23 protein-coding genes are annotated in these 24,263 nt (G+C 67.8%); 8 read left to right on the forward strand and 15 right to left on the reverse strand.

The window, feature by feature from the left end:
• Positions 1–248: 248 nt before the first annotated feature.
• Entirely contained in the window at positions 249–2,189 is a 1,941-nt protein-coding gene (locus AB0M74_RS20730) for a hypothetical protein (protein WP_366527896.1), read from the forward strand.
• 168 nt (positions 2,190–2,357) lie between these two features.
• On the opposite strand, the gene AB0M74_RS20735 is transcribed toward AB0M74_RS20730, so the two are convergent.
• The 6 genes from AB0M74_RS20735 to sucB form a co-directional block, all read right to left on the reverse strand.
• Positions 2,358–4,520, reverse strand: a complete 2,163-nt coding sequence (locus AB0M74_RS20735) for an elongation factor G-like protein EF-G2 (RefSeq protein WP_366527897.1) — start codon at positions 4,518–4,520, stop codon at positions 2,358–2,360.
• 241 nt (positions 4,521–4,761) lie between these two features.
• Positions 4,762–5,790 carry a lipoyl synthase gene (gene lipA / locus AB0M74_RS20740; RefSeq protein ID WP_366527898.1) on the reverse strand — a complete coding sequence of 343 codons (1,029 nt, stop codon included), beginning with the start codon at positions 5,788–5,790 and terminating at the stop codon, positions 4,762–4,764.
• Positions 5,791–5,846: 56 nt separating this feature from the next.
• A complete protein-coding gene (lipB, locus tag AB0M74_RS20745) occupies positions 5,847–6,581 on the reverse strand; it encodes a lipoyl(octanoyl) transferase LipB (RefSeq protein ID WP_366527899.1) in 735 nt (244 codons plus the stop codon).
• A gap of 152 nt (positions 6,582–6,733) precedes the next feature.
• Positions 6,734–7,267 (reverse strand): N-acetyltransferase family protein, encoded by a 534-nt coding sequence (locus AB0M74_RS20750; protein WP_366527900.1) that lies wholly within the window; start codon positions 7,265–7,267, stop codon positions 6,734–6,736.
• Complete coding sequence (locus tag AB0M74_RS20755) at positions 7,264–8,172, reverse strand: TIGR01777 family oxidoreductase (RefSeq protein WP_366527901.1); 909 nt, start codon at positions 8,170–8,172, stop codon at positions 7,264–7,266. Before AB0M74_RS20755 ends, AB0M74_RS20750 begins: the two co-directional genes overlap by 4 nt.
• 24 nt (positions 8,173–8,196) lie before the next feature.
• Positions 8,197–9,987, reverse strand: a complete 1,791-nt coding sequence (sucB, locus tag AB0M74_RS20760; protein WP_366527902.1) for a 2-oxoglutarate dehydrogenase, E2 component, dihydrolipoamide succinyltransferase — start codon at positions 9,985–9,987, stop codon at positions 8,197–8,199.
• 265 nt (positions 9,988–10,252) lie between these two features.
• Here sucB and AB0M74_RS20765 point away from each other — a divergent pair, with 265 nt between their 5' ends.
• Positions 10,253–10,609, forward strand: coding sequence for an oxidoreductase (locus AB0M74_RS20765; RefSeq protein ID WP_366527924.1), 357 nt, complete (start codon positions 10,253–10,255; stop codon positions 10,607–10,609).
• A 107-nt stretch (positions 10,610–10,716) separates the two neighbouring features.
• On the opposite strand, the gene AB0M74_RS20770 is transcribed toward AB0M74_RS20765, so the two are convergent.
• The 3 genes from AB0M74_RS20770 to AB0M74_RS20780 are packed head-to-tail and all read right to left on the reverse strand — an operon-like array spanning position 10,717 to position 12,930.
• A complete protein-coding gene (locus AB0M74_RS20770; protein WP_366527925.1) occupies positions 10,717–12,192 on the reverse strand; it encodes a leucyl aminopeptidase in 1,476 nt (491 codons plus the stop codon).
• The gene (locus AB0M74_RS20775) at positions 12,101–12,733 is read right to left on the reverse strand and encodes a TetR/AcrR family transcriptional regulator C-terminal domain-containing protein (protein ID WP_366527926.1); all 633 of its coding nucleotides are present in this window, start codon (positions 12,731–12,733) and stop codon (positions 12,101–12,103) included. The genes AB0M74_RS20770 and AB0M74_RS20775 overlap by 92 nt, the downstream gene beginning before the upstream one ends.
• The gene (locus tag AB0M74_RS20780) at positions 12,622–12,930 is read right to left on the reverse strand and encodes a TetR family transcriptional regulator (RefSeq protein ID WP_366527903.1); all 309 of its coding nucleotides are present in this window, start codon (positions 12,928–12,930) and stop codon (positions 12,622–12,624) included. The genes AB0M74_RS20775 and AB0M74_RS20780 overlap by 112 nt, the downstream gene beginning before the upstream one ends.
• 223 nt (positions 12,931–13,153) lie before the next feature.
• Here AB0M74_RS20780 and AB0M74_RS20785 point away from each other — a divergent pair, with 223 nt between their 5' ends.
• The 3 genes from AB0M74_RS20785 to AB0M74_RS20795 all read left to right on the forward strand — a co-directional run bounded on the left by AB0M74_RS20785 (position 13,154) and on the right by AB0M74_RS20795 (position 16,393).
• Positions 13,154–13,765 carry a GNAT family N-acetyltransferase gene (locus AB0M74_RS20785; protein ID WP_366527904.1) on the forward strand — a complete coding sequence of 204 codons (612 nt, stop codon included), beginning with the start codon at positions 13,154–13,156 and terminating at the stop codon, positions 13,763–13,765.
• A gap of 69 nt (positions 13,766–13,834) precedes the next feature.
• Positions 13,835–14,935: a glycine cleavage system aminomethyltransferase GcvT gene (gcvT, locus tag AB0M74_RS20790; protein ID WP_366527905.1), complete on the forward strand. Its 1,101-nt coding sequence runs from the start codon at positions 13,835–13,837 to the stop codon at positions 14,933–14,935.
• A gap of 357 nt (positions 14,936–15,292) precedes the next feature.
• A complete protein-coding gene (locus AB0M74_RS20795; RefSeq protein WP_366527906.1) occupies positions 15,293–16,393 on the forward strand; it encodes a branched-chain amino acid aminotransferase in 1,101 nt (366 codons plus the stop codon).
• A gap of 314 nt (positions 16,394–16,707) precedes the next feature.
• On the opposite strand, the gene AB0M74_RS20800 is transcribed toward AB0M74_RS20795, so the two are convergent.
• From AB0M74_RS20800 to AB0M74_RS20820, 5 genes are all read right to left on the reverse strand, one after another.
• Positions 16,708–17,421, reverse strand: a complete 714-nt coding sequence (locus AB0M74_RS20800; protein ID WP_366527907.1) for an MBL fold metallo-hydrolase — start codon at positions 17,419–17,421, stop codon at positions 16,708–16,710.
• Positions 17,422–17,494: 73 nt separating this feature from the next.
• Positions 17,495–18,244, reverse strand: coding sequence for an adenosylcobinamide-GDP ribazoletransferase (locus tag AB0M74_RS20805; protein WP_366527908.1), 750 nt, complete (start codon positions 18,242–18,244; stop codon positions 17,495–17,497).
• A gap of 31 nt (positions 18,245–18,275) precedes the next feature.
• Entirely contained in the window at positions 18,276–19,496 is a 1,221-nt protein-coding gene (cobT, locus tag AB0M74_RS20810; protein ID WP_366527909.1) for a nicotinate-nucleotide--dimethylbenzimidazole phosphoribosyltransferase, read from the reverse strand.
• A gap of 91 nt (positions 19,497–19,587) precedes the next feature.
• A complete protein-coding gene (locus AB0M74_RS20815) occupies positions 19,588–20,160 on the reverse strand; it encodes a bifunctional adenosylcobinamide kinase/adenosylcobinamide-phosphate guanylyltransferase (protein WP_366527910.1) in 573 nt (190 codons plus the stop codon).
• 197 nt (positions 20,161–20,357) lie between these two features.
• Positions 20,358–21,344: a helix-turn-helix domain-containing protein gene (locus AB0M74_RS20820; protein WP_366527911.1), complete on the reverse strand. Its 987-nt coding sequence runs from the start codon at positions 21,342–21,344 to the stop codon at positions 20,358–20,360.
• 86 nt (positions 21,345–21,430) lie between these two features.
• Between AB0M74_RS20820 and AB0M74_RS20825 the strand changes: the two genes are divergently transcribed.
• Positions 21,431–21,592: a hypothetical protein gene (locus tag AB0M74_RS20825; protein WP_366527912.1), complete on the forward strand. Its 162-nt coding sequence runs from the start codon at positions 21,431–21,433 to the stop codon at positions 21,590–21,592.
• Positions 21,593–21,689: 97 nt separating this feature from the next.
• On the opposite strand, the gene AB0M74_RS20830 is transcribed toward AB0M74_RS20825, so the two are convergent.
• Positions 21,690–22,361, reverse strand: coding sequence for a DUF3043 domain-containing protein (locus AB0M74_RS20830; protein ID WP_366527913.1), 672 nt, complete (start codon positions 22,359–22,361; stop codon positions 21,690–21,692).
• Between the two features lie 218 nt (positions 22,362–22,579).
• Here AB0M74_RS20830 and AB0M74_RS20835 point away from each other — a divergent pair, with 218 nt between their 5' ends.
• A complete protein-coding gene (locus AB0M74_RS20835; protein WP_328411298.1) occupies positions 22,580–22,930 on the forward strand; it encodes an iron-sulfur cluster assembly accessory protein in 351 nt (116 codons plus the stop codon).
• 253 nt (positions 22,931–23,183) lie between these two features.
• Positions 23,184–24,152: a carbohydrate kinase family protein gene (locus AB0M74_RS20840; protein ID WP_366527914.1), complete on the forward strand. Its 969-nt coding sequence runs from the start codon at positions 23,184–23,186 to the stop codon at positions 24,150–24,152.
• The last annotated feature ends 111 nt before the right edge of the window (positions 24,153–24,263 follow it).

A 24,263-nucleotide genomic window follows, 5' to 3' on the forward strand; every position in this document is an offset into this window, starting at 1 on the left:
CACCGAGGCGCGGATCGCGCGAACAGTCCACCGGGGTTCGAAGGCGATGCACAAGGGTCGCTCCAGATCTGCGCCTGAACTGCGGCGTCGGAACCGGCGAGTGATCGCATTCGTCCGCCGCGGTGGCGTATGCCTGCCCTTGCGCCGCCAATACCCTGCTCTTGCAGTGCCTTTCGAATTTCCATTGAGCTTCGCATCGAATATCTTTGAGCGGTCGATAGCGTGGACGCGATGAAGGGTGGCCATCGATGCGGGTCATCAACGAGCGAACGGCGATACCAGGATCCGAGCAGCGCGTGCTCGAATGGATGCGAACCTGGACCGGGCATCGCATCATTGTGGGACTGGCGATTCCTGGGTGTGCTGTCCCGGAGCCCGGCGCGGGCCACGCGGCGGAAGCCGGCCTGGTGGTGATCACCCCGCAGGCAGTGGTCGTGGTCGGAGCGAAGGCGGCCGTCCCCGTCGCAGCCACCATCGGCTCGCTGACGCCCGCCGATAGGCGACAGCCCGGGTTCGAGGACGATCCGATCCAGGTGCGTGCGGACAGCAGCCGGTTCGATCAGATGACGAATGCCGTCTCCAGGCTGAAAGAACTGGTTCGCGAGCGCCATGCCGACGCCCATGTCGACGGGCTGATGGTCGTGGTGCCGCCCGAGGAAGCGGACATCACCTCGACTGTCGAATCGCGGCAGGGCGAATTCCCGGTGGTGCTGGGGTCGACTCCCGGCCAGCTGCGTGCGTGGTTCATCCGCACCGCGAACCGAAGGCTGATCTGGTCCGCCGAGGACGTGCACGCATTACTCGGTGACTTGCACATGTCCGATCTGGTCACCCGCGAAGACCTGGTCGCGGAGGGCTTTCCGTCACAGACCCGACCGGACGGGAGTTCGAGCGCAGCGCCGTTGCTGATCGCAGCCGATCCGGACAGCTCGCCGACCTCGCCGCTGCCCGCAACGGCGGCGGCCTCATCCGGCTCGGTGCGGTCGGCCGAACTCGACGACGTACCGGAGGAAGATCAGCCGGTGCCTGCCGCGGACCACTCGGAGTTGTCGCGGGAGGCGACCCTCCTGCGGGTGCGACCGGATGAATCGGAGCAGGTGACGCGGTTCGGGCCCCCGGTGCGACCGCTCGGCGATCAGAGCGCGCGCCGCTCCCTGTCCGCCCGCGTGGATCGCCGGACCGACGATGTATCCGACGACGCGGAGGCGGTGGTGTCGCATTCCGGTGCGAGTGCTCCGGCGGCGAGCTGCACGGACACGCAACTCGTCACCGAAGCACCCGGCGCGTGGTCGACCGTGGAGGGTCGACGTGCTCCGGACTCGAGTGGGCAGCAACGAGGGGCGCCCGCCGTGGTGCCGCCGCCATGGATCACGCCGGACACCGGGACGGAGCCGTCAGGGCGATCGTCGCTGATCGATGGTCAGCCGCCGTTGATCGTGCCCGATTCCGAGGTCGAGCCGCCGTCGCCGAGCACATTCGGTGCGGATCATCGCGTGTCGTCGACCGTCCACGATCTCGATGCGGATATGCCGCAGTCCTACCGAGCCCAGGTACCGGACCGGGACTGGCGTTACGAGAGGGAAGTCGATGCGGGCGATGTCGAGTCGCCGGAATCCGGCGGTCCGGAGTCGTCCTTCACCGGCCAATGGTCGTCGTGGATCGATGCCGATGCCGATGCCGATGCCGATGCCGATGCGTATGCCGATGCCGATACTCATGCCGATGGCTACGACTACGACTACGACGACGAATATGACGACGAATATGACGACGTGCTGCGCCCGGTCAGCGCACAGGCACCCTCCGAGAATTGGTTACCGCCACAAACCGCACCGGGACTGTTGCCAGGTCGAGCCAAGCCGGTCGTCAACGAACGTCGGCTCCGCATGCCATCGCTTCGACCTGCACTGACCATCCGTCGGCTTTTCCCAGCCCAGGCGACCGGCCCTGTGCGAGTCAACCGGCATCTTCCCCAGCAGCTGGCGGCGGTGGCTGTCATCGTGGGTGCCTTCGTCGCGCTGTGGTTCTTGGCATCCGCGTGTTCGTCGTCGCATCAGAACGCAGTAGTGCCGCCCCAGCCCACACCGACCACCGAGGCCGCCGTACCACCCGGACCCGTCGTCGAGACGGCAGAACCAGCACCTTTGCTCATGCCGCCGCTGTGCTTTCCGTACCCACCAGAGTGCTGACGCTGCCACCCGGCCGAGAGAGCATGGCGGCCGCCGCCGTTCGGGGCATTGAGCCTGTTGCTGATGGCCCGTCGGGGAGATCGGCTGCCGAGCTGCATGCGGGCGAGGCGCACGATGGACGGCCGCAAGAAATCGCAGCAGCGGGCTAGGTCAATTCGCAGCAGCGGGCTAGGTCCCGACCGTCGCCCGCCCGCGGACCGCGGTGGCAATCGACCGGGGCATTTGCTCGTGCCGAGTGTAGGTGCGGCTGAAGTCGCCGGTGCCGTGTGAGAGGGAACGCAGATCGATGGCATAGCGGCTGAGCTCGAGTTCCGGGACCTCGGCGTGGATGCGGGTGCGGCCGATGCCGTGCGGTTCGGTGCCCAGGACACGGCCGCGGCGGCTGGACAAATCGGTGAGGACCGGGCCGACATAGTCGTCGGTGACGACAACCCAGACCTCGTCGAGCGGTTCGAGCAGCGCGATGCCCGCCGCGCTCGCCGCCTCGCGCAGGGCGAGCGCACCCGCGGTTTGGAAGGCGGCATCGGAGGAATCGACCGAGTGGGCCTTGCCGTCGAAGAGCGTGACCCGCACATCGACAAGGGGATAGCCTGCCGCCACACCGCGCAACGCCTGTGCGCGGACGCCCTTTTCCACCGACGGAATGAATTGGCGTGGAACGACACCGCCGACCACTTTGTCGACGAATTCGATGCCGGACCCGCCGGGCAGCGGCTCCACCTCGATCTCGCAGACGGCGTATTGGCCGTGGCCGCCCGACTGTTTGACGTGCCTGCCGCGCGCGGTTGTCTTGCCCGCGAACGTCTCTCGCAGCGCGACCTTGTGATCGATCACATCGACCTGCACCCCGAATCGGGTGCGCAACCGTTCCAGCGCGACATCGCGGTGCGCCTCGCCGAGACACCACAGCACGATCTGGTGGGTGTCGGCGTTCTGCTCCAGCCGCACCGCGGGATCCTCGGCTACCAGGCGCGCGAGGCCGGAGGAGAGCTTGTCCTCATCGGCCTTGCTGCGGGCCTGAATGGCAATGGGGAGTAGCGGATCCGGCATCGGCCACGGTTCGATGAGCAGCGGCGCCGCCGTGCCGGACAGGGTGTCGCCGGTCTCGGCGCTGCTGAGTTTGGTGACGTAGGCGATATCGCCCGCGATCGCCTGCCCAAGCGGGCGCTGCTGTTTGCCGAACGGTGCGGTGACCCCGCCGATCCGTTCGTCGACATCGTGGTTCACGTGGCCGCGGTCCTCGTGCCCGTGACCGCATACGTGCACGGTGTCGTCGGCGTGCAGGGTGCCGGAGAAGACCCGGACCAGCGACACCCTACCGACATAGGGGTCCGATGCTGTCCGGATCACCTCGGCGGCCAGCACGCCCGCCGGGTCGCAATGCAGCGGCTGTCGCGCGGCGCCATTGGTGGTGGTGATCGCGGAGACGGCGTGCTCTGCTGGTGTCGGGAAGCCACCGGTGATCAGGTCGAGCAATTCGACGGTGCCGAGTCCCTGTTTGGCGCCTTCCGGCGCTTGCGCCCCGAACAGCACGGGATGGAAGCTGCCGCGGGCGACCGCGCGTTCGAGGTCGGTGACGAGCGTGGCGAGATCGATCTCCTCGCCACCGAGGTAGCGCTCCATGAGCGATTCGTCCTCGCTCTCGGCAATGATGCCCTCGATGAGGCGGTTGCGCGCTTCCTCCAACGCCGTCATCTGATCGGCGGATGGTTCGACCTGCGTGCATGCACCGGAGGAGTAGTCGACTACGCAGTGCGGCAGCAGCTCGACCAGCCCGGTGACCGGTCGATGACCATCGGGACTTTTCGGGCCGTACACCGGAAGATGCAGCGGCAGAATGTTTTCCGACGAACCGTCGCCGAGAACGGCGCGGCAGGTCTCGGTCATCTCGTCGAAATCGGCGCGTGCGGTGTCCAGGTGGGTGATCACGATCGCGCGCGGCATCCCCACCGCCGCGCATTCCTCCCACAGCGCGCGGGTCGCACCACTGACCGCCTCGGCGCCCTCCGCCGCGGAAACGACGAACAGCGCCGCGTCGGTCGCCCGGAGGCCCGCACGTAGCTCACCGACGAAATCGGCATAGCCGGGCGTGTCCACCAGGTTGATCTTGATTCCCGCCCAGGAGATCGGCACCACCGACAGCTGCACCGACCGATGCTGACGATGCTCGATCTCGTCGTAATCCGACAGGGAGGTGCCGTCCTCGACCCGCCCTGCCCGATTCACCGCCCCGGTCGTCAGCGCCAACGCCTCGACCAGCGTTGTCTTCCCCGACCCGCTGTGCCCGACCAGCACCACATTCCGGATGTCCTCCGGCCGCCCCGCGCTCACTACTCTGCCGTTGCCCCCGGCAGCTGCACTCGCCTTGTCCACTGTGTGTCTCGCTTCCTCGCCGACACCTGCCGTACATCGAGCTTCCCACCACCGGTCGCGCCGCGTCCACGGATCGGACGAACGCGCAGAAAAGGGGCCCGCAGGCAGGGCACATCGATAGACCACCGAACAAACGACTCGGTCCCCGCCCACCGGCGATTCTGCGCCGGAGTGCGGGGACCGAGTCAGGTGCGGTCGCTCAGGAACCGAAGCGCGCGAGGACCGCGCTCGCCTCCTGGGAGGCGGTGCCTTCCTTGGCGAGATGGGCCATGGTGGTGGGGATTTCACGGCCGTGGTGGGTCATCGCCTGGGTGTAGAGGCGGCCTGCGCGGTAAGAGGAGCGGACCAGGGGGCCCGCCATGACGCCCGCGAAGCCGATTTCCTCGGCCATCTTCGAGTGCTCGACGAATTCCTCGGGCTTCACCCAGCGGTCGACCGGGTGGTGCCGGGGGGACGGGCGCAGATACTGGGTGATGGTGAGGATGTCGCAGCCGGCCTCGTGCAGGTCGCGCATTGCCTGGGTGACCTCTTCCGGGGTCTCGCCCATGCCGAGGATCAGGTTGGACTTGGTGACCAGCCCGGCTTCGCGCGCCGCGGTCAGCACCGAGAGCGAACGCTCGTAGCGGAAGGCCGGGCGGATCCGCTTGAAGATGCGCGGCACGGTTTCCAGGTTGTGCGCGAGCACCTCGGGGCGTGAGGAGAACACCTCGGCCAGCTGATCGGGGTCGGCGTTGAAGTCGGGGATGAGTAGTTCGACGCCGGTGTTCGGGTTGAGTTGCTTGATAGCGCGGACGGTTTCGGCGTAGAGCCAGGCACCGCCGTCCTCCAGGTCGTCGCGGGCGACACCGGTGATGGTCGAGTAGCGCAGGCCCATCGCCTGAACGCTCTCGGCGACCCGGCGGGGCTCGTCGCGGTCCAGTGCGGCCGGCTTGCCGGTGTCGATCTGGCAGAAGTCGCAGCGCCTCGTGCACTGCTCGCCGCCGATGAGGAAGGTGGCTTCGCGATCTTCCCAGCACTCGAAGATGTTGGGACAGCCCGCTTCCTCGCACACCGTGTGCAGGCCCTCGCGTTTGACCAGTCCCTTGAGTTCGGTGTATTCCGGGCCCATCTTGGCCTTGGTGCGAATCCATTGAGGTTTGCGCTCGATCGGGGTCTCCGCGTTGCGCGCCTCGATGCGTAGCAGTTTGCGTCCTGCTGGTGCTGGTGCTGGTGCTGAAGCTGAGGTCACCGAACCGATGCTACGCCCGGTGTTTTCCCCCGCTGCTGCGCCATCGGTCTCCGCGGTCACGCGCCGACGCCCGGTGCGGGCTGCGGTGTGACGCGTGCGATGTCGTGCGCGGTCACCGGGAGTTCGCCGTCGAGCGCGCGGATGATCGCGTCGGTGACCGCGGGCTTGACCTCCGCCACCGTCACTTCGCGGCCGAGCTCGCGCGTCAGCGTGGTGACGCCTGCGTCCCGGATGCCGCACGGGATGATCGCCTGGAAGCCGTCGAGCGCGGAATTGCAGTTCAGCGAAATGCCGTGCAGGGCAACGCCACGCTGCACACGCACACCGATCGCGGCGATCTTGCGTTCGGCGAAGAACTCGGTCGCGGGCAGCCATACGCCCGACCGGCCCTCGATACGGCCGCAGGTCAGGCCGAGATCGGTACACACGGTGATCAGCGCCTGCTCCAGCCTGCGCACGTACTGCACCACGTCCACCGGTTCGGCGAGCCGCACGATCGGATAGCCGACGAGTTGGCCGGGCCCGTGCCAGGTGATCTTGCCGCCGCGATCGACCTCGACTACCGGGCTGCCGTCGATCGGCAGATCCTCGGCCTCGGTGCGACGGCCCGCCGTGTACACCGACGGGTGCTCGAGCAGCAGCAGGTGGTCGTTTCCGACGCCGTCGGCTCGCTCGGCGGCGATCGTGCGCTGCAGGTCCCAGGCACTGTGGTAGTCGATGAGTCCGAGATCCTTGACCACGATCGGGGTCGTATCGAATCGGGCGGACCACGTGGTGCGCGTGTCGTTCACGTCCTCGACGGTACGCTCAGCCGGCTCACAGGTTCTACCGGTGTGGTGTGGGGGATGCCACACGGTAGCCGGCTCGGTCATCGACTCTCCTACGACAGCTGCCCGAGACGGCAAGACACCGCTCGGGTAGATAGCTCGGGATCGGCAGGGCGCTAGAGCGGGTCGATAGGCAACGTCAATTGCATCAGTGTCAGGTCCATCCAGCGCTCGAACTTCCAGCCCACCTGTGGGAGTTCGCCGACGATGCGGAAGTCGAAGCGTTCATGCAGTGCGATCGACCCGGTGTTGCTCGATTCGATCGCGGCGATCATCGCGTGCACGGTGCCGCTGGCGCGCGCCCGCTCGACCAACGCGGTGAGCAGCGCGGTGGCGACCCCGCGCCGCTGGAATCGGTCCGCGACGTACACCGAGTTCTCCACCGAGAACCGGTAGCCGGACTTCGGCCGCCATTGGCCGTAGCTGGCATAACCGGCGACTTCGCCCTCGATGTCGGCAACGAGAATCGGCATTCCGGCGGCGGTGCGGGTCCGGAACCAGGCCTGCCGCTCGTCGAGGCCGACCTGCTCCTCGTCCCAAATGGCCGTGGAGGTGGCGATATTCGCGTTGTGGATCTCCAGCACCGATGGCAGATCGCCTTCGTGTGCGTCGCGGATGACCAGCACCGGTTGTGCCTGTAGTTCGGTCATCGCTCATCTCCCTCGCGGCCCAACGTCGCCGCGAGCGCGGCGCCGATGGTGTGGTGCTGGAATGGATAGCCCGCTTCCTCGAGTGCGGTGGGGATGGCCCGTGGGCCGTGCAGGATCGCCTCCTGCGCGAACTCACCGATCAGCGCGCGCAACGCGAACGCGGGCATCACCATCGGGGTCGGACGGTGCAGTGCCCGGCCGAGCGCGCGATTGAATTCGGCGTTGGTGACCGGCGCCGGTCCGACCGCGTTGATCGGTCCGGAAATCGTGTCGTCGGTGAGCGCGAAGATGATCGAGCCGATCTCGTCGTCCATCGAGATCCACGGCGTGTACTGTCTGCCGTTGCCGAGTCGGCCGCCGAGGCCGAGTGAATACAGTGGTTGCAGCATGCCGAGCATGCCGCCACTGTGCGACAACACCACGGCACTACGCAGTAGCACCGTGCGCACGCCCGCGGCAGTGGCGGGTTCGGTCGCGGCCTCCCAGTCGCGGCACAGGGTGGCGAGGAAACCCGCACCGGCGGGCGAGGTTTCGTCGACGACACGGTCGCCGGTCTCGCCGCCGTAGTAGTGCACGCCGCTGCCGTTGACCAGCACCGGAACACCCGCCGCTGCGACGGCGTTGGCGAGCACATCGGTCGGGGTGATTCGGCTGTCGCGCAGTTCCTGCTTGTAACTGCCATTCCAGCGCCTGCGCCCGATGCTCGCACCACACAGGTTGACCACCGCGTCCGCGCCGCGCAGGGCCCGCTCGTCCAATTCGGCGCGAGCGGGATCCCACACGTACTCGTCCGGGGCCGCGGCCGGACGACGCACGAGGCGGGCGACGTCATGCCCGTCGCGGCGAAGTGCCGCGACGAGCGCCGTCCCGATCAGTCCGGACGAACCGGCGATCACCACCTTCATGCGTGACAGTCCGACCTTCCCGAATTACAGGCCGAGATCGGCTTCGAACGCCGCTTCCTCGAGCCGGTGGCGGATCGTGGTCAGGAACCGACCCGCGTCGGCGCCATCGATGAGGCGGTGATCGTAGGTGAGCGGGAGGTAGCACATCGAACGGACGCCGATGGATTCGTTGCCCGTCTCGTCGGTGACGACCACGGGGCGCTTGACGATCGCGCCCGTGCCGAGCATGCCCGCCTGCGGCGGCACCAGGATCGGGGTGTCGAACAGTGCGCCTTGGCTGCCGATATTGGTGATGGTGAAGGTGCCACCGGCCAACTCGTCCGGCTTGAGGCCACCGGTGCGCGCGCGGTTGGCGATGTCCGCGATGGCACGCGCCAGCCCGGCCAGCGACAGATCGCTCGCGTTGTGAATCACCGGGGAGAGCAGACCCTGCTCGGTGTCGACGGCAATGCCGAGGTGCACCGATGCGTGGTAGGTGATCTCCTTGGTGCCCTCGTCGTAGCTCGCGTTGACGTTCGGGTGCACGCCGAGCGCCTCGACGACCGCCTTGGCGAAGAACGGCAGGAACGTCAGGTTGACGCCCTCACGCTCCTTGAACGAGGCCTTCGCGAGGCCGCGCAGTGCGGCGATCTTGGTGACGTCCGCCTCGTGCACCTGGGTCAGCTGCGCGGTGGTCTGCAGCGATTCCCTGGTCTTGGTCGCGGTGATCTGCCGGATACGGCTCGCCTTCTGCACGGTGCCACGCAGGTGCGCGAGCTGCGACTGTGCCGCGGCGGGTGCGGCTGCGGGTGCCTTGGCCGGTGCGGCCGCTGCGGGCGCCGACGGTGTGGCGGCCGGTGCCTTCTTGGCTTCCGCGGCGGCGAGCACATCCTGCTTGCGGATGCGTCCACCGACACCGGAACCGGTCAGCGCGGTCAGGTCGACGCCGTTCTCCTCGGCCAGCTTGCGGACCAGGGGAGTGACGTATGGGGTCGCGCCATTGCCGGAGGAGTCCGCGGCGGGCGCGGCGGCCACAGCGGCCGGAACCGGAGCGGGCTTGGGTGCCGCAGGTGCCGGGGCGGCGGCCGCGGGAGCAGGCGCGGGTGCGGGAGCCGGTGCTGGGGCCGGTGCGGGCGCTGGAGCCGCGGGTGCGGGAGCCGGTGCCGGCGCAGCCGGGGCCGCGGCGGCCGGAGACCCGGTGCCGACGACGCCGAGCTGTCCACCGACAGCGACGATGTCGTCTTCCTGCGCGGTGATCTCCAGCAGGGTGCCTGCGACGGGCGACGGGATCTCGGTGTCCACCTTGTCGGTGGAGACCTCGAGCAGCGGCTCGTCGACGGCGATCTGGTCACCGACGGCCTTCAGCCAGCGGGTGACGGTGCCCTCGGTGACCGATTCGCCGAGTTCCGGCATCTTGACCGGAGTACCCGAACCGGCGGCTGCCGCAGGCGCGGCGGGTGCCGCGGGTGCGGGTGCCGCGGGTGCGGGTGCCGCCGTGGCGACCGGCGTGGGAGCCGGTTGGGGCGCGGGCTCCGGTGCCGGGGCGGGTGCTTGCGCGGCTTCGGGTGCAGGAGCTGCGGCGGGCGCGGGGGCTTCACCGGCTTCGCTGATCACGCCGAGTTCACCGCCGACCTCGACCACATCATCTTCTTGGGCGACGATCTTCGACAACACGCCCGCGGTTGGCGACGGGATCTCGGTGTCGACCTTGTCGGTGGAGACCTCGAGCAGTGGCTCGTCGACCTCGACCGTGTCTCCTTCCTGCTTCAGCCACCTTGTCACCGTTCCCTCGGTGACGCTCTCACCAAGAGCGGGCATCTGGACGGAGAAGGCCATGTCCGTTGACTCCTCTGACTGCTCGACGGGTTCTACAACAGTTGATCTCTCTGCGAGCACGCATCGCGGGTTGCGATGAATGCTCGAAAGCCACCGATCATTGTGCGTGGCACCGGAGATCCGTGTGGTTCTTGTACCGCGTTCCATCCTTGCACCCGTCCGCTTCTCACGTAGCACAGGGCAGCGAACTGCACAGAGCTGGCAAGATGGGAAGACCGGTGACGAGCGATTCCCGGTGTCGGACAGGAGGTCGACTGCGGTGGGTTTGCTGGATCGTTTTCGGGGTGCCACAGCGCGGGGCAGCAGCGTTCTACGTGCGGGTTCCTCGCGTAGCGACGATGCCCGCTATCTGGCTCAGTGGGTGCGTACCCACACCGGGGTCGAGGGGTATATCGAACCGAAAACCACAGTGACCGACGTCACTGTCGTGCTTATTGCCGTTGATGGGGAATGGACGCGCCGGGTGGTCGGCGAGCGCGGAGCGCAGCGGCTTGCCGGAGATTTGCGCATCCCGGTCTACGACGTACGCAAAACTGGCTATCCGCAGCGGATGCGTGATTACGAGGCCAGGAAGCGCATCGAGCGACAGCGCGCGATGGAGCAGGATCTGCGCGATCTGTAGGTTTTGGCCCGCTTTTCGTTCAATATGTTCACCCGGGTGGCCCGTCCGAAGGTCGCCCGGTGCCCGCTCGCGGCGGATCGGGGGACCTTCGGACGGCGTCGGGATGACTACTCGGCGGCGATGTCTTCGATCACCGCGATGAGGGTGCGGACCGGTACACCGGTGCCGCCCTTGCCGATGTAGCCGAACGGGCCGCCGGTGTTGTATGCCGGGCCCGCGACATCCAGGTGCGCCCACTGCACACCCTCTGGCACGAACTCCTTGAGGAACAGTGCTGCCGAGAGCATGCCGCCCCAGCGGTGCGGCGCGACATTGGCCAGGTCGGCGATCTTCGAGTTCAGGTCCGCGCGCAGTTCCGTGGGAAGCGGCATGGCCCAGCCGTTTTCACCGACCTCGCGGGAGATCTTCGCGACCCGGTCACGGAACTCGTCGGTACCCATCACGCCGGGGGTCCTGGTGCCGAGTGCGACCATCTGGGCGCCGGTCAGGGTCGCCACGTCGATCAGGTAATCGGGTCGGTCCTCACCGGCCCGCACGATCGCGTCGGCGAGGATGAGACGGCCCTCGGCATCGGTATTGATCACCTCGACGGTGGTGCCGCCGTACTGGGTGAGCACGTCGCCGGGGCGCTGTGCGGTGGCCGATGGCATGTTCTCGGCCATCGGGACGGTCGCGGTGACAGTGATCGGCAGTCCGAGGCGGGCGGCCAGCAGCGTGGTGGCGACGACCGCGGCGGCGCCTGCCATGTCCGAGGTCATGTTCTCCATGTTCTGTGCAGGCTTGATGGAGATGCCGCCGGTGTCGAAGGTGATGCCCTTGCCGATCAGCGCGACCTTCTTGGGGCCGCCCGCGTAGGTGATCCGGACCAGTCGCGGCGGGCGCGACGAACCCTTGCCGACGCCGAGCACGCCACCGAACCCCCCTGCCTCCAAAGCCTGTTCGTCGAGCACCTCGACCTCGAGCCCGGCCGCCTCGGCCAGTACCTGCGCACGCGCGGCGAATTCGGCGGGGAAGAGATGGCTCGGCGGGGTGTTCACGAAATCCCGCGCGGTGGCGACGGCCTCGGCGACCAGTTGCGCCTTGATCAGCGCCGCCTCGCCGAATTCCGGCTCCGGCACCAGCAATTCGACTCTGGCAACCGGACGCTCGTCCGGCTTCGGCGCGGACTTGCCCGACTTGAACGGCGTGAACGCGTACGCGCCGAGGTAGAAGCCCTCGGCGGCGGCGCCGAGGTCGAGGCCCGAGAGGGTGGTCGCCACCAGCTCGGTCCCCGACAGCGCACGCGCCGCAACACCAGCCGAGCGGCGGATCTGCTCGGCGTCGACCTTCTCGGCGGCGCCGAGGCCGACCGCGAGCACGCTGGTCACCCCGTCCAGCCCAGCCGGCGCGGGCACCCGGGACAATTCCTCGGCCTTGCCCTTCGCGCCGACCGCGCCGAGCTGGTCCAGCAATTCCGCGCGGGTGTCGGCGTCGAGCACGTCACTGAACAGGTCATCGGGCGCGATCGCCGGGCCGTTCTCCGAGGAGGTCAATCCGATGACGAGCACATCGGTGTCGGGCCCGACGGTTTGGGTGCGAGCCAGTTCCGGTCCTAGTGAACGATCTGCAACAGCGGTCATGAGCACAGGCTATTCGGTGGGCGGCAGGTGGCGCATCGCGACGCCGTCGAGCAGCAGGTAGTCCGGTCTCCAGCAGGGCGTCGACATCGAGATCCAGGCCGGTGGGAGCGTTGGTGAAGAGTCGGTGCAGCACTGGTCGGGTGGTCGGGTCCAGGAGTTCCAGGAGCTCGCCGTGGCGCGCGTCCGACCAGGCGCGGAGTTCCACACCGCCGATCAGGTCCGCCCGCTCGGAGCGCCACAGCGGTGCGAGGCCCTGGACCAGACCGGAGACCGACAGGTAGATCGCGAGCATTCGCTCCGGCGGCAGGCCAGGGCGGTCCAGGGTCGACAGGGTGCGTTCCGCGATGTCGAACAGGGCGGGCCCCAGTGGAGGGCGGGTGCGCGCGAGGACTGTCAGCATCCAGGGGTGCCTGCCGTAGAGCCGCCACTCTTCGCTGGCCTCGTGCGTGAGCCGGGCTCGCCAGTGCGTCGAATGTGCCGGAGGTGGCGGGATTTCGGCGAGCACGAGTTCGGCCATCGCAGCAAGCAGCGCCTCGCGGTCGGATGGCGGTACAGGCACGCTGTCGCGATTCCCAGTTCGCCTGCCAGGCGGCTCATCGAGAGCCCATCGATGCCGTTGTTGTCGGCTACCTCGACGGCGGCGCGCACAATGCCGACGGTGGTGAGGTGGGCGGGTCGCGCGGTGCGCCGCGGCGCGATCACAGCATCGCGACGTGATCGGTAGGCGCGGGCCTGACACGACCGCGAGCAATAGCGGCGGCGGCGACCCTTCGTCGGCTGCAGGAGCTGCCCGCCCGCAGGTCGCGCACCTCATCACGGTTCCCCATGTCGACACACGAATCAGTGTGACGAAATCCCGGCAAAACCCATGTGCTGTCCATATCTTGGCGATGGCACACACTATTGGCGAGCATGAGGACAACAGATGAAAACAACGTTGACGGTCCGGCGCGGCGACCTCGGCCGACGCGATGCGCTGATCGAGGCCTTCGTCGCGGGCTGCGTGGACGAGGCGGTGAGTGCCTGGGTGCTGGAAGGGTATTCGGCCGAGCAGTTCCAGGCCGGCTATGTGCCTGCCTTGATCGACCGCGCATTGGGCGAAGACGAGGTATGGACCGCGGGGCTCGGCGACGAGATATGGGCGGTGTCGGTCTGGCAGGCCGTCACGTCGGCGACGCGGTTCGAGTCCGAAGCCGCCGAAGCCAGGGAACGCGCCGACGCGCTGCCCGACCTGCGCCCGCTCCAGCGCGCAGCCACCGTGATGGAACTGCTGGCAGACGAACATCCTCGTGAGTTCCCGCACCGCTATCTCCAGGTGATCGTCACGGCGCCACAACACCGCGGTAAAGGCGCGGGCGCCGCGATCCTCGGCGACCGGTTGAAAGCCGCCTCCGATGCGGGGGTGCCGGCATTCCTGGAAGCCAGTACCGAGCGTTCCGCCCGGCTGTACACCCGTTGCGGTTTCGTGCGTGACAGCGTGACGCACACGCTGCCCGAGGGTGGACCGACGTTGATCCCGATGCGGTTTCGGGGCTGAACACGCGGGCCGGACCAACAGCGGGTGGCACGGGCCGGAGAGAGAATCCGACCGGGTTAAGCTCCCGTGGTGACCGATACGAACCTGCTGCAAGGCCCGATCCATGGTGTTCACGTCGAGCTCGGAGCGAGTTTCGCGCCGTTCGGCGGGTGGGAAATGCCGGTGTCGTACGCGGGCACGGTTGCCGAGCATCAGGCGGTCCGCACAACGGTCGGATTGTTCGATGTCAGCCACCTCGGCAAGGCGACCGTGCGCGGTGCAGGCGCTGCCGAGTTCGTGAATTCGGCGCTCACCAACGACCTCGGCCGTATCCGTCCGGGCAAAGCGCAGTACACGTTGTGCTGTGCGCCCGACGGCGGCGTGATCGACGATCTGATCGCCTACTACGTCAGCGATGACGAGATCTTCCTGGTGCCCAATGCCGCCAACACCGCCGCGGTGGTCGCCGAGTTGCAGAAGGTCGCGCCCGAGGGCATCACGGTGACCGACGAGCATCGCGAATACGGGGTGTTCGCGGTGCAGGGTCCGCGGTCGACCGAGGTGCTGGCGGCACTCGGGTTGCCCACCGACATGGAGTACATGGCCTACTCCGATGCCGAGTGGGATGGTCGACCGGTTCGGGTGTGCCGCACCGGCTACACCGGTGAACACGGCTTCGAACTGCTGCCCCGCTGGGCCGATGCCGAGCCGTTGTTCCGTGCTCTCGTCGAGCAGGTACGTGCCGCCGATGGTCAGCCCGCCGGTCTCGGCGCCCGCGACACCCTGCGTACCGAGATGGGTTACCCGCTGCACGGACACGAACTGTCACTGGAGATTTCGCCGGTGCAGGCGCGCACCGGCTGGGCCGTCGGCTGGAAGAAGCCGGAATTCTGGGGCAAAGCCGCACTGGAGCAGGAGAAGTCGGCGGGACCACGCCGAATCCTGTTGGGCCTGAAGGCACTCGACCGCGGCGTACTGCGCCAGGGCCAGACGGTGTTGCGCGACGGCGAACCGGTCGGCGAAACCACCTCGGGTACCTTCTCGCCCACCTTGAAGATCGGCATCGCCCTGGCGCTCCTGGACACCGAAGCCGACCTGGAGCCCGGCACCGAGGTAGAGGTCGATGTCCGCGGTCGTCGCCTCCGCTGCGAAATCATCCGCCCGCCCTTCGTCGAAACCAACACCAAGTAGCACCGCGTGGGCGGCAATCGGGTCGTCGCGGACGCGGCGCCCGGTATGTCGTGGTCCGAGTCCGCCATTCATCGAAACCAGCGCATCACCTGTGTCCGTACTGCTGAGGTGCGGGCCGGATGATCGGTCCGCCGGCACTCCACGGCGCGTGCCGTTGCCGATCGGATGGGTTCGGATGTGCGTAGGCCGCGGTCTGGGATTGCCGGGACGCATTGCGGCAGCATCGGACGTTCACACCCCCGGCGTACGGCGTGTCGGGTGACAAGTTGCTATGTGAGCGGGCCGAAAAGAGGTTGTCTGCGCAGGCATGCGGAACAGGCGTGCACCGGCGAATCGGCGCCCGATAGGATCGGGCGCATGACCGTTGCCGCACAGTTCACCCGTGTTCCGCATCCCGCGCCCACCTCGGCGCAGCGGGTACAGGAGATCCTCGCGGCACCCGGGTTCGGGCGCTTCTTCACCGACCACATGGTGTCGATCGACTACACCGAGGACGAAGGCTGGGGCAACGCCCGCATCGAGCCGTACGGGCCACTGCCCCTGGATCCGGCGACGATGGTGTTCCACTACGGCCAAGCCATCTTCGAGGGCCTGAAGGCCTACCGTCAGAGCGACGGCAGCATCTCCTGCTTCCGCATCGACGCGAACGCCGCACGGTTCCGTAAGTCCGCGCGCCGGATGGCGATGGCGGAATTGCCGGAGGAGCTGTTCGTCGAATCGGTGCGGCAGTTGCTGGAGCTCGACGGTGGCTGGGTGCCGGCAGCGGGCGGCGAGGAGTCGCTCTACCTGCGCCCGTTCATGTTCGCCACCGAGGCAGGTCTCGGTGTGAAGCCCGCGACGGCCTACAAGTACCTGTTGCTCGGTTCGCCCGCGGGCGCGTACTTCCCGCGCGGCGTCAAGCCGGTGCGGGTGTGGCTGTCGACCGAATACGTGCGCGCGGCGCCCGGCGGAACCGGTGAGGCCAAGGTCGCAGGCAACTACGCCGCCTCGCTGCTCGCCCAGGCGCAGGCCTCCGAAAAGGGCTGCGACCAGGTGGTCTGGTTGGACGCCTGCGAACGCCGCTACGTGGAGGAAATGGGCACCAACAACCTGTTCTTCGTCTTCGGCTCCGGCTCGGATGCGCGCCTGGTGACCCCGGAACTGTCCGGTTCGCTGCTGCCGGGCATCACCCGCGATTCCCTGCTCACCCTGGCCGCCGACGCGGGCTACCCGGTCGAGGAGCGCAAGATCTCGGTCGAGGAATGGCGCAAGGGTGCCGAATCCGGTGAAATCACCGAGGTTTTCGCCTGCGGCACCGCCGCCGTGATCACCCCTGTCGGCTGGGTCCGCTCCGCCGACGACGAATTCGCCATCGGCGGAGGCGAACCCGGCGAGGTCACCATGGCGCTGCGCGACACCCTCACCGGCATCCAGCGCGGTACGTTCGCCGACATCCACGGCTGGATGCGCAGCATGTGACCCGCGGACCCACCTGGGTCCGCAACCAGCACCAGCCGATCACGCCGACCACCATCTCCGTAACCGTGGTCGGCGTACTGCAGCTGAGCCCAACGTCGCCATGTCTCAGCGACCGCGGGGTCCGCTGGGTCAGTATCCTTGTGCCGCTCGGTTCAACAGGTTTTCCTGCCCGCTGCCGATGAACGGGACATGGCGCGGCGCCGCTTCGCGCTGTCCGCCGCAATGTCCCACTGGTCGTGAGCGCGAGTCTGTGGGCGGCACACCGTGGTGGTCGGTGCGCGTGTTGTCGCGACCGGGTGCCGCTCGGGGGAGGCTCAGCTGGGCATGAACATGTGCCATTCGTCGAGGGTTTTGGGGCGCATGACGTAGTTGGCGTCTTTGACCGAGGCGAGGGGGGCCGAGGGTTCTTGGGAGTACCAATGGCCGGGGTAGACGATGGGGTTGCCGGGGAGGTCTGCGAGGTAGCGGAGGCTGCGGAACATTTCGTCGGAGTCGCCGCCGGGGAAGTCGGTGCGGCCGCAGCCGTCGACGAAGAGGGTGTCGCCTGCGATGAGGCGGTCGTCGAACAGGAAGCACTGACTGCCGGGGGTATGGCCGGGGGTGTGCAGGAGTTCGATGTCGAAGGCGCCGACGGTGACCTTGTCACCGTGCTGGTGGCCGGTGAGCTCGCTGGGTGCGATGCCGGTGACGTTGGCGACCCAGGACAGTTCCTCGGCATTGACATGCACTGGAACACTTGTCTTTTCGAGCAGCTCGCGCACTCCGCGCAGGGTGAATCCGAGCATGGTGCCGCCCACGTGGTCGGGGTGGTGGTGGGTGGCGAGCACGCCGGTCAGTCGCAGCCCGTCGCCCTCGGCGATGTCCACCAGGTCGCCCGCCGCATACGCCGGATCGACCACCAGGCATTCCCCGGTCTCGCGATCGCCGATCAGATAGGCGAAATTCCGCATCTGCGTCGCGATCGGATCACCTACGGCGAAGTCCCGCCCGGACAACAACTGACGAAAATACAGGCGCTCGGAAGACATACCGCACACCTTATTGCCCGGCCCCGACGATTCGTGCGGCGCGGCCGGAAAAATTCCAGTGACCCAGACTGTGTCAGGCGTCGAGTGCGAGGGCGGCCGCGGTCAGGGTGACCGAGATCTCCAGGATGGCACCGAGGATGTCGCCCGAGAGGCCGCCGAATCGGCGGACACAGTGTCCGACCAGCAGGGCCGAGATGGTCAGTGTGAGCAGGACGACGAGGGGTCCGAGCCACCGATGTCGGGGGACGACCGACAGACCGGCGATGATCGCGGCTGCTGCCCACACCATGACGATGAGTCTGGATTGGGTTCCCGCGACGAGCGCCCCGAATCCGGCGTCGGGTGCGGCATCGATGCCCTGCCTACATGCGAGCACCACGGCGATCCGGCCGACGACCACCGCGAGAATCACTCCGAACCAGCGCTCGGTGTGCGCCAGCGCAGCGAACGAAAATGCCTGGATGCCAATGGAGAACACGACGGCGGCGACTCCGAAGGGCCCGACGCCGCCGGACTTCATGATCTGCCGTGCACGTTCGGGCGGTCCGTAACTGCCCAGTCCGTCCATGGTGTCGGCGAGGCCGTCCAAATGCATGCCCCGTGTGATCAACGCCAGTGCCGCGACCACGAGTAGCCCGGCCAGCGGCGCGGCCGCCCCCGCCCAGATCAGTGCCCACAACAGCCCGGCCGCCGCGGTGCCCAGCACACCACCGATCAACGGCGCCAACGCAATTGCCTGCCCGGCCGTCGCGCGGTCCACGGTGTCCGGCCCCTGGACCGGCACCACCGTCAGCCAGGAAACCGCCAGTCGCAACTCGTTCATCCGCACCGACCCGGCCGCGATTGCCTGCCACTCATTTCGTCAGATCCGGCTTCGCGTTCGGTGATTGGTGCACCGAGCCGTCGGCGTCGGGGGAGAGGCCTGCACTGCTGTCGGATGCGCCGGACGGGGCCGCGGTGCCCGCGGATCCGCCCGCATCGTCGTCGTCCGCGGTCGCGCCGGACACGATGGCAGGGCTGTCCGCCGCAGCAGGTTCGGCCGTGCTGACTCCCGCTTCGGCGAACGTTGCCATGTCGGCGAGGGCGGCGACGGCGGCGCGCAGGACGGGGAGGGCGGTGAGTGCACCGGAACCTTCGCCGAGGCGCATGTTCAGGTCGAGTAGTGGTTCGAGGCGCAACCGGGTGAGCGCCAGGGTATGCGCGGGTTCGGTGGAGCGATGGCCGGCGAGCCACCAGGCGCAGGCGCCCGCGGCCAGGTCTTCGGCGACCAGTGCGGCGGCGGTGACGACCACGCCGTCGAGGATGACGGGGGTACGGCGGGTGGCCGCCTGGGCCAGGAACCCTGCCATGGCGGCGAAATCGGCGCCCGCGGCAACGCGCAGCAGCTCGACGGGATCCTTGGCGACGGGGCGGGCACGGCGCATGGCATCGCGAATCGCGGCGACCTTGCGCGCCCAGCCGTCATCGTCGACGCCGGTGCCGCGCCCGACCGCGGCGACCGGTTCGGTGTCGGTGAGAGTCGCGATGAGCACCGTCGCGGGCGTGGTGTTACCGATTCCCATGTCGCCGGCGATGAGCAGGTCTGCGCCCGCGTCGATTTCCTCGTCCGCGATCGCGATGCCCGCCGCGAGCGCCGCCTGTACTTCCTCGGCGCTGAGCGCGTCCTCGCGATCGATGGCCCCGCTGGATCGGCGCACCTTGTGCTTGCCGATCTGCGGATCGGTGTCGGTGTCGACGGAGATATCGGCCACCCGGACGGTCGCGCCCGCCACCGCGGCGAGCGCGTTCACCGCGGCCCCGCCGCCGCAGAAATTGGCGACCATCTGCGCGGTCACCTCGCTCGGATACGCCGACACCCCGTGCTGCGCGACACCGTGATCGCCTGCGAACACCACGACGCGGGCCCGCTCGAACTGCTTCGGCGGGCACACGCCTTGACATGCCGCTACCCAGTTGCCCAGCTCCTCGAGCCGTCCCAGCGCGCCACCGGGTTTGGTCAGCTGCGCCTGCCGCTGGTGCGCCGCGGCCCGAATCTGCGCGTCAGGCGCCGCAACCGGTCTGAATCCGTGTGTCACTGTCGAGCCTTTCGCCGGTCAGAGCAGTTCGTTCCTACGCCGCCTCATACTGCCCGCCCCGGGTGTCGCCGCGCACATCGCCCGGTTCCCATTATTTGAGGTGGATCGGCAGGCCCGCGACGATCAGGAAGGCTTCGTCGCAGATGGCGGCGAGGCGCTGGTTGAGGGTGCCGATTTCGTCGCGGAACAGGCGACCGGATCGGGTGGCGGGGATGACGCCCATCCCGACCTCGGGGCTGACGATCACCAGCCGGTGCGCATAGGCCTCGACCGCCTCGACGAATGCGTCGGTGTCGGGCGCGATGGTGCCGCGGGGGGACTCCCAGGCGGCACGGGCGTCGATGCGTGCGGTGAGCCAGGTGCCGACATCGTCGATCAAGGTGGCACCGGCTGCGGCAGCGCTCGCCGAATCGATGAGAATCGCTGTGGGATCGGCGCTTTCGACAACCGTCCAGTCGGCAGGCCTGCGGTCGCGATGCCGGGCGATGCGCTCGGCGAAATCGAGATCGGCGGGATCGAGGACCGCGGTGGCGAGATAACGCACCGGTCCGGTGTCGGCCGCCAGCGTTTCCGCGAACGCGGATTTACCGGACCGGGCTCCGCCCAGGACCAATGTCCTGCGGGTGCGGCGCACGCGTCTGGGAGTGGGTGAGCTGTCCGACACGTGCGCAACCGTATCAACGAGACCGCGTCATCAACGAGACCGCGTCATCAACGAGACCGCGTCATCAACGAGACCGCGTCATCAACGAGACCGCGTCATCGACGAGACCGCATCGCGCCTGGTCTGCCCGGCTGATAAGGCCGGGCGTCGCGACCGGTATGCCCGATGGCGGACCGGCGCCGAGCGTGGGAGGGCGATTACGCGCTGTCTGCTTCAGCGGTCGGATTTCCACCGAAGCGGCGACGGTACTCGGTGGGGGCGATGCCGACGATGCGTTGGAAGTGGTGACGCAGCAGGGCACCGGAGCCGAAACCGGCTCGAGCGGCGATGTGTTCCAGGCCGTCGTCGGTGTCTTCCAGGAGGTGCTTGGCGTAGAGGACGCGCTGGTTGGTCAGCCATTTCACCGGGGTGGTTCCGGTCTCGGCGGCGAAGCGGCGGGCGAAGGTTCTCGTCGACATCACCGATCGGGCGGCGAGATCATCGATGGTGTGCTGGAGTTCGAGGTGCTCGCTCATCCATTGCAGCGTGGCGCTGAGGCTGTCGGACGTGCATGCGGCAACGGGGCGCTCGATGAACTGGCGTTGCCCGCCATCGCGTTGCGGCGGCACCACCATGCGTCGCGCGATGCCGTTGGCGGCGGCGCTGCCGATCTCTCTGCGCACCAGGTGCAGGCAGGCGTCGATGCCCGCGGCGGTGCCCGCGCTGGTGATCAGGTTGCCCTCGTCGACGAACAGGACGTCCGGGTCGACGGTGGTCTCGGGGAACATTTCGGCGAGCTGGTCCACATAGCGCCAGTGCGTGGTGCACTTGCGGCCGTCGAGTAGCCCGGCCGCACCGGCGAGGAACGCGCCCGAGCAGACCGTGAGAATGATCGCTCCCGCGCCGGCGGCCGCCTGGACGGCTTCGACGATGCGCGGATCGAGCCCGGGGCCGAGTAAGGACGCGTGGAATGCGGGAATCGCCACGAGGTCGGCTCCGCGTAGTTCCGCCAATCCGTACTCCGGCGTGATGGTGACGCCGGGGGTGGTGGAGTGCAAGGGTTTGCCCGGTTCGGCTCCGCACACCCGGAAGTCGAAGGCAGGCAGTCCGTCGGAGGTCCGGTCCAAGCCGAAAACCTCACAGACGACCCCGAATTCGAACATGGCGAGGGGGCCGGTGGTGACGACGGCGACCTTGGACAGCATGGACTCAGTGTAACTGGCTGAATCTTTACGAACAATGTCAGTACAGCCACTTTCGGCTGAAAGTAGGCGAGCGCAAAATTACTGCCATGATTACTTTTCTCGTTCTCCTCGCCGCCATCGTCGGTTTCGCGATCGTCATCGCGCGAGATTACGGCCACTTCGGATCGTCGAACATCGTCGACCGCGACGCCCAGCGTCAACAGGCCGAACTGTCCGCGATGCTCGACCGGATGTCGCATCACCTATGAAACTGGGCGAAAACGCCAAGCTCGCGCTGCCGACAGCAGACTGGCCCGGCGCTACACGCGCCGGGCCAGTCTGCTGTGTGCTGTCGGGTTCTACGCCTTATACAGCGTCGCCCGGGGTGACCCGCGGTTTCGGCGCCCGCATCTTGCGGATCTGGGACGCGCGCACGAAGGCGTACCAGCCGAGTCGGTAGCCGGTGTCGGTGCTATCGGGGAAGCGCTCGCGGACCCGGTTGTTCACGATCCGGCCGAGCAGGAAGCCCTCGGCGATCATGAATGCCATCATGACCAGCATCGCCAGGGTGACGATGGTCTGCAGCGCGGGCGCGACGAACATCGACAGGATAAGCACCAGTGCCATCGGCATGAACAGGCCGACGAGGTTGCGCCTGCCGTCGACGATGTCACGGACGAACGCGCGCACCGGGCCTTGATCGCGTGGCAAGAGGTATTTGTCCTCGCCCGCGAGCATCCTGGCGCGCCGCTCCTGGGCGGCGAGACGCCGCTCGGAGGAGGCCGCTTTGCGGTCTTCCCTGCTGCCGCGAGTGGCCTTGCGCCGGGCGCGGGCCTCCTTCGCGGTCAGTGGTGCGGGCGCGACCGGACCGCGCCGCTTGCCTTGCGCGTCACGACGTTTCGGAGTGGGACGGCCCTTGCCCTCGGTGGCCGGGGCCGCCGTCCGGGTGGAGCCCGCGGCCGAGCCGCCGTCCGAGCCCGCCGTCACTGCGGCGCTCTCGTCGGTGGTGCTGGACTCGCCGCGACGGAACAATTTCACAGCGACCAGGCTATTCGATGCGGTACTCGGCAGGAAATGCGGTCGGTTCCGCGAGCGTGCGAGGTGTGTCCGGCGTGCCGCCGCTCACAGAACCCAGTCGTGTGCTCCGAGCGCGGGCGAGGATGGCAAGATAGGGAATAGCAGCCTGCGGAACGGTGTTGACAGCCACGAGCCGTGTGCTGTTCACGGGTTGAACACAGCTGTCCCTAGGAGAGTTCATGACTGTGCAGAACGAGACCGAAACCCACGGTGCGACGCTGACCGAGGCGGCCGCGCTGAAGGCAAAGGCGCTGCTCGACCAGGAAGGTCGCGACGACCTGGCACTGCGCATCGCGGTGCAGCCCGGTGGTTGTGCCGGCCTGCGCTACCAGCTCTTCTTCGACGACCGCTCGCTCGACGGTGACCTCGTCGCGGACTTCGGCGGCGTCACGCTGGCGGTCGACCGGATGAGCGCCCCTTACGTGCAGGGTGCCTCGATCGATTTCGTCGACACCATCGAGAAGCAGGGCTTCACGATCGATAACCCGAACGCCACCGGCTCGTGCGCCTGCGGCGATTCGTTCAACTGAGGACGGAGAGCGGCTTCTCCCTCTGACGAGGCTGGGCTCGCACGCATCCGGGCGCACCATCGGTGCCGCCGGATTCGCGTGGCGAGCCCACCGTCGGTTGTGGGGAAGTTGAGCCCACCGTTGCCGAGTAATCCCCCTAGACACCCGGGCCGCTGTTGATGTTCGACGGATGTTGTTGTTGATACGGTGAAGTCGTCGCCGGGTGTTCTACCTCGGCGTGTCTTCCTGTCGACAGCTAAGGACCGCGAGCCTCGTGACTATCGCAGTATCGGCATCGATTGCCACCGACCACCTGATGCGTTTCCCCGGACGGTTCGCCGACGCATTGTTGGCCGACCAACTCGACCATGTGTCGCTGAGCTTCCTCGTCGATGATCTGCAGATCCGCCGCGGTGGGGTCGCGGGCAATATCGCCTACGCCATGGGCCTGCTGAACCGGACGCCGCTGCTGGTCGGCGCCGTCGGCGCCGATTTCGCCGAGTACCGCGCCTGGCTGGAAGCCAACGGTGTCGACTGCAGCGGTGTGAAGATCTCCGACCGGGCGCATACCGCACGGTTCGTCTGCACCACTGACGACGACATGGCGCAGATCGCGTCGTTCTACCCGGGCGCGATGAGCGAGGCCCGCGATATCAATATCGGCGACCTCGCTCAGGAACACGAGTTGAACCTGGTGCTCATCGGCGCCAATGATCCCGACGCCATGCTGCGGCACACCCAGCAGTGCCGCGAGCTCGGCATCCCGTTCGCCGCCGATCCATCCCAGCAGCTGGCCCGCCTCGACGGCGATCAGGCCATCCAGCTGATCGACGGCGCCGCTTACCTTTTCACCAATAAGTACGAGTGGGCGCTGCTGCTGCAGAAGACCGGGCTCAGCGAAGAAGAGGTCGCGCGCCATGTCGGCATCCGTGTCACCACGCTCGGCTCGAACGGCGTGCAGATCGTCGACCGCGACGGCACCGAGGTACGGGTGACAGTGGTCCCGGAGACGAACAAGGTCGAGCCGACCGGCGTCGGCGACGCCTTCCGCGCCGGGTTCCTCACCGGCCACACCGGGGGCTTGAGCCTGGAGCGCAGCGCCCAGCTCGGTTCGCTGATCGCCGTCCTCGTCCTGGAGACCATGGGCACCCAGGAGTGGACCCTGAACAAGGACGATGCCCTGGAGCGCCTCACCAAGGCGTACGGCATCGAAGCCGCCGACGAAATCGAGCCCCTGCTGTAGGCCGGTCCCGGCTCACCCGGCTCACCCGGCTCACCCGGCTCACCCGGCTCACCCGGCTCACCCGGCTCACCCGGCTCACCCGGCTCACCCGGCTCACCCGGCTCACCCGGC

The organism is Nocardia sp. NPDC051463, assembly GCF_040681975.1.
Classification (GTDB): domain Bacteria; phylum Actinomycetota; class Actinomycetes; order Mycobacteriales; family Mycobacteriaceae; genus Nocardia.

Coding starts and splice junctions, on each gene's coding strand:
- AB0M74_RS20800 (WP_366527907.1), bottom strand. CDS start 17,421: ATGTCTTCCGAGCGCCTGTATTTTCGTCAGTTGTTGTCCGGGCGGGAC.
- AB0M74_RS20835 (WP_328411298.1), top strand. CDS start 22,580: ATGACTGTGCAGAACGAGACCGAAACCCACGGTGCGACGCTGACCGAG.
- AB0M74_RS20805 (WP_366527908.1), bottom strand. CDS start 18,244: ATGAACGAGTTGCGACTGGCGGTTTCCTGGCTGACGGTGGTGCCGGTC.
- AB0M74_RS20730 (WP_366527896.1), top strand. CDS start 249: ATGCGGGTCATCAACGAGCGAACGGCGATACCAGGATCCGAGCAGCGC.
- AB0M74_RS20755 (WP_366527901.1), bottom strand. CDS start 8,172: ATGAAGGTGGTGATCGCCGGTTCGTCCGGACTGATCGGGACGGCGCTC.
- AB0M74_RS20785 (WP_366527904.1), top strand. CDS start 13,154: ATGAAAACAACGTTGACGGTCCGGCGCGGCGACCTCGGCCGACGCGAT.
- AB0M74_RS20825 (WP_366527912.1), top strand. CDS start 21,431: ATGATTACTTTTCTCGTTCTCCTCGCCGCCATCGTCGGTTTCGCGATC.
- AB0M74_RS20750 (WP_366527900.1), bottom strand. CDS start 7,267: ATGACCGAACTACAGGCACAACCGGTGCTGGTCATCCGCGACGCACAC.
- AB0M74_RS20795 (WP_366527906.1), top strand. CDS start 15,293: ATGACCGTTGCCGCACAGTTCACCCGTGTTCCGCATCCCGCGCCCACC.
- sucB (WP_366527902.1), bottom strand. CDS start 9,987: ATGGCCTTCTCCGTCCAGATGCCCGCTCTTGGTGAGAGCGTCACCGAG.
- AB0M74_RS20820 (WP_366527911.1), bottom strand. CDS start 21,344: ATGCTGTCCAAGGTCGCCGTCGTCACCACCGGCCCCCTCGCCATGTTC.